At 37.9% G+C, this 3,713-nt stretch carries 4 protein-coding genes and 1 pseudogene; 1 reads left to right on the top strand and 4 read right to left on the bottom strand.

Features of this window, described 5'->3' with window-relative positions; genetic code table 11:
* Positions 1-184: 184 nt before the first annotated feature.
* The 4 genes from H5232_RS22575 to H5232_RS22560 all read right to left on the bottom strand — a co-directional run bounded on the left by H5232_RS22575 (position 185) and on the right by H5232_RS22560 (position 3,359).
* On the bottom strand, positions 185-433 hold the full coding sequence (locus H5232_RS22575; protein WP_145237690.1) for a hypothetical protein: 249 nt from the start codon (positions 431-433) through the stop codon (positions 185-187).
* 10 nt (positions 434-443) lie between these two features.
* Complete coding sequence (locus tag H5232_RS22570; RefSeq protein WP_182762747.1) at positions 444-1,271, bottom strand: CPBP family intramembrane glutamic endopeptidase; 828 nt, start codon at positions 1,269-1,271, stop codon at positions 444-446.
* 120 nt (positions 1,272-1,391) lie between these two features.
* Positions 1,392-2,240 carry a LytTR family DNA-binding domain-containing protein gene (locus tag H5232_RS22565; protein WP_182831569.1) on the bottom strand — a complete coding sequence of 283 codons (849 nt, stop codon included), beginning with the start codon at positions 2,238-2,240 and terminating at the stop codon, positions 1,392-1,394.
* Positions 2,241-2,384: 144 nt separating this feature from the next.
* Positions 2,385-3,359 carry a transposase gene (locus tag H5232_RS22560; protein WP_182831568.1) on the bottom strand — a complete coding sequence of 325 codons (975 nt, stop codon included), beginning with the start codon at positions 3,357-3,359 and terminating at the stop codon, positions 2,385-2,387.
* 133 nt (positions 3,360-3,492) lie between these two features.
* Here H5232_RS22560 and H5232_RS22555 point away from each other — a divergent pair.
* Positions 3,493-3,713 (top strand): annotated as a pseudogene (locus H5232_RS22555) (group II intron reverse transcriptase/maturase); the annotation flags it as partial.

Below are 3,713 nucleotides of genomic sequence, written 5' to 3'. Positions count from 1 at the left end.
TCATTACTAGGTGCGTAGTCATATTTAAATTGAGTTTAAATAATAAGAACACTTGGTTTTTGAGTAAAAAAGATCAAGAAAACACGGCTGCCTGCTTGACCAGAACTTTCTAATGGGTGACCCCTCTGGCTTTAAACAAAAAAACGGCTCAACATGAGCCGTTTATTGTTGTCTGTTACATCAATCACAATTGGCTGATTTCCTGCCCCAACTCAAACTTGCTATCGGTGACTATTTTTTCAAGCACTATCACTCTTTTAGCCAGCTGCTCTACCCTTTTCTGCATGTTATTCACCGCTTCGGTATCTGTGTCTTTTTGCAGCGCTAATATCTTCTGATTGACCTCAGATTTGTAATTAAAATAATTACGCACAAAGATGATAATTAAAATCGGTGAGGTAAGGGCTAGCATAACTAAAAATAATTCAAACATAGTGGTTCTCCTAGTAGCTGTTTTGAGTGGTTAGTTCTGATTGAGGTTGTGAATTAACATCGCCATTGTTGCGCCATAGTGTTTTAAAGGCTATTTCCCGTGTTTTCCCTTTACGCACCAGTATATGCACATAAATTATACTTAGAATAATGGCAGTGGCCTTGAAAAGGTTGCCTTCTAGGTCACCAGCGGCGCCGCCTGACATGCCAAATATACCGTAAGCTGCATTCATGAAAATATGCATAAACATAGGAAACCAAATGCGGTATCCACATTCACAATATAACCACGCAAACCATGTTCCAGCGATAGTTGTGATGGTTAGCGCCATAACAACAGACATAACATCATGCCCTTGGTAAATATGCCCTAGACCAAAAATAACCGAGCTAATTAATGCGGCAGGAATAAATCCCCAACGACAAAAGTGAAATAACACCCCAAATAACGCTGCCCTAAAGATAATTTCTTCAAACAACCCAGCATATACTGAGCCGGTAATAATGCCAGGCAGTGAGAGGTCTAATTCGGTACTTAAGAATGCATACCCTAAGGTCATAGGCAAACAACAAGCTACAGCTGCCAATAAGTAGTGCTGACTGCCAGACACGTTTACACCTATTACGTCATACCAAGGGTGTTGTTTAAATAATAAGACCGCCACTAAGACAAGTGGCCCGTAGATAAATAGATATTTCGCCAAGGTGTGTAAAAGATAAGTTTGTTGATCTAGGTTAAGTAATACTTCGCTCCAACTCTCGCCCCAAAAATCACGCATAAAATAGTGACAGAACATAAAGGTGGTTAATAATATTAGTGATTTGATTGTGTGATTCATAGTTACCTGCTTAGTAAGAAATTCAAAATTCGAGCTAAGCATGCCAAGCCCAATTCATCATGGCGATGAGTTAGGGCTAAAGCTGATTATTTAGGGTTTAGTGACAAAAATTTGCGGTGATTAACAAGCCTTAGGGGCGAATGACAAGGCCTTTTTTGTTGCTTCTACATAGGTTCTAGAGACGGGCACTACCAAATCGCCAGCCTGCATAGTCAATTGCAAACCACCGGCGTTACCTTGCCATAACTTAACTAAACCAAGATTTACTGCATAAGATCTATGACAACGTACCACCTGAGCGTCAGCTGGAAGCTGTTTTAACAGTTTGGTTAACGAGCCGCGCAATAACTTACGACTGCAATTTTCATCTTCGAGCATACCAAGCTCACAATAATTATCCGCAGATTTGATAAATAAAATCTGCGACAAACTGACTTGTACAATGTCATCTTTATTGTCACCTCTTAAGGTTATTTGTTTTTCTAAGGTTAGCCTAGCGTTTTTCGCTTGGCTTGACTCAAGGGCAATTGGCTGAGACTGAGTAATAGCAACTGAATGTCGATTAACTAAAAACATAAAAATAATCGGAAACAAACCAATGGCTAAAATATAAAAAACAAACAACAATTGATTCTGCCAATGCCAAACACCTAATATGGCCACCACAAAATAACTGTGATTAAATACCGCTACAAAGCCAATATACAAAGTAGCAATAAGGCCTTTTCTAATGTGGCTATTTAACCGTCTACGGCTTAATAATATCTCTATGAACCCAGCCAGCAATAAAGCACAAAAAGTCACTAAACCATAACCAGACAGACGCAGATATTTATAGGAAATAGTATCGCTGTGCGTGCCAAAAGGTTGAAACAAGAATAATATTACTAAGGTGACCACAGAAAATAGCATCGCTCTTTGAATAAGCGTTTTTTTTGAGTCCAAATCATCCTTAAGCCACAACTTCACTATTTATACACCTTCTGAAATTTTCGACCGTTAAAATACCACAGTTCTACTATGCTTTTAAGGTTTAGATAAATAAACAATTTACAGACATTCGACCTTATCTAAAAGATGCCAAAAAACCAAAAGGGGTCAAACCAAAAGGGGTCAAATCTTGACTTCAGATATCAAACAATCTCGAAGTTTTTCTAATTGTAATTCAACCTTCTTATCTTCAATCATTAATGCATTTAATCTACCGACAGTTTTTGATATCGCCGAATAGTGTTTAACATTAAAAACATCTGCTAATGCCTGCAAATTTAATCCCGTTAAATCTTGGCATAATTTTATAGCAAACCAGCGTGGTAAATTTTTCTCTTTTCGCCCCTTTTTAACCGTTATAATCTCATCAACTTCAACATTAAAGTGTTTAGCTAAGTAAGCTATAACATCATCTGCTGAGCGTTTTTTACTAACAAGCTTTCTTTCGCTATCTGATTTAGCAATATAGTCTTTTATGTTTTCAATAAAGTCCTCACAACCCAAAACCGACAATAACTTTTTAGCACTATAAAAAGCGCTTATTTCTTTATTGTTTTCATATTCAACAAATTGCTTATAAGCAGCATATTTACGCTTTTTGCCTTGCAGCGAAAATATAAAGCCTCGGACTAGCCATTTAGGCGTCGCTCCCCTTTTAATGAAAGCTGGATAACTAGACCATTTATACTTAGCAAGCTCTTCTACCAACGGTATGTTCGTTTCAATTGGGTTACGATGAATATACCGACTAACATGCAATAAATAGTTATCAGCATCCACCAGCACCGCTTTGTAGCGCCCTCGAAACAGCGCACCATCGGTGTTATGTACTCTATTAAAGTATTGGGTGTAAAGGCCATTAATATGCTTCATGGCTCGGCCTAAATTTGCATCAGGGGTTTTGATTAGCAGGTGGTAATGATTGGTCATTAAACAATATGAATGCACTTCAATATTAAAGCGAATACTTGCTTGCTCAATGCAATGTAAAAAATACTTAAAGTCGTTATCACTTAAAAAGATATTTTCGCGCCCTCTCCCTCGATTCATTACATGATAAAACGCATTTTCATACTCTATTCGCAGCGGCCTAGACATAGTAATTCACTCAATGAATAGTAAACTATAAATCTAGACCTTTGATGTCTGAAGTCAAGATTTGACCCCTTTTATTTTACAATTTTCACCACATAGTTATGGTTATCGCCCTCATAAAAGAGCCAGTCAAGCAGTGAACCATGTTCAGTCTTGTGTTAAACAAGGTTATAAAACAGCGGTTGATATCGACTTGTCTAAGTTCTTTGATGAAGTAAACCATGACATGCTAATGAATCGTGTTGGTCGTAAAATCAAAGACAAAGCACTCATGCGCCTACTCGGTAAATACCTACGAGCGGGAGTAGCAGAGTGCGAAACAGGTCTGTGGTTTGAGTCAACCAAAGGAGTCCCTCA

It is taken from the genome of Pseudoalteromonas sp. SG41-5 (assembly GCF_014164495.1).
Taxonomy (GTDB): Bacteria; Pseudomonadota; Gammaproteobacteria; order Enterobacterales; family Alteromonadaceae; genus Pseudoalteromonas; species Pseudoalteromonas rhizosphaerae.
The sequence above is the reverse complement of the archived record's forward strand: the minus strand, read 5'-3'. Positions and strand labels throughout refer to the sequence as shown.

Excerpts from the sequence above, each read along its gene's own strand:
- H5232_RS22575 (WP_145237690.1), bottom strand. The coding sequence starts at position 433 with ATGTTTGAATTATTTTTAGTTATGCTAGCCCTTACCTCACCGATTTTA.
- H5232_RS22570 (WP_182762747.1), bottom strand. The coding sequence starts at position 1,271 with ATGAATCACACAATCAAATCACTAATATTATTAACCACCTTTATGTTC.
- H5232_RS22560 (WP_182831568.1), bottom strand. The coding sequence starts at position 3,359 with ATGTCTAGGCCGCTGCGAATAGAGTATGAAAATGCGTTTTATCATGTA.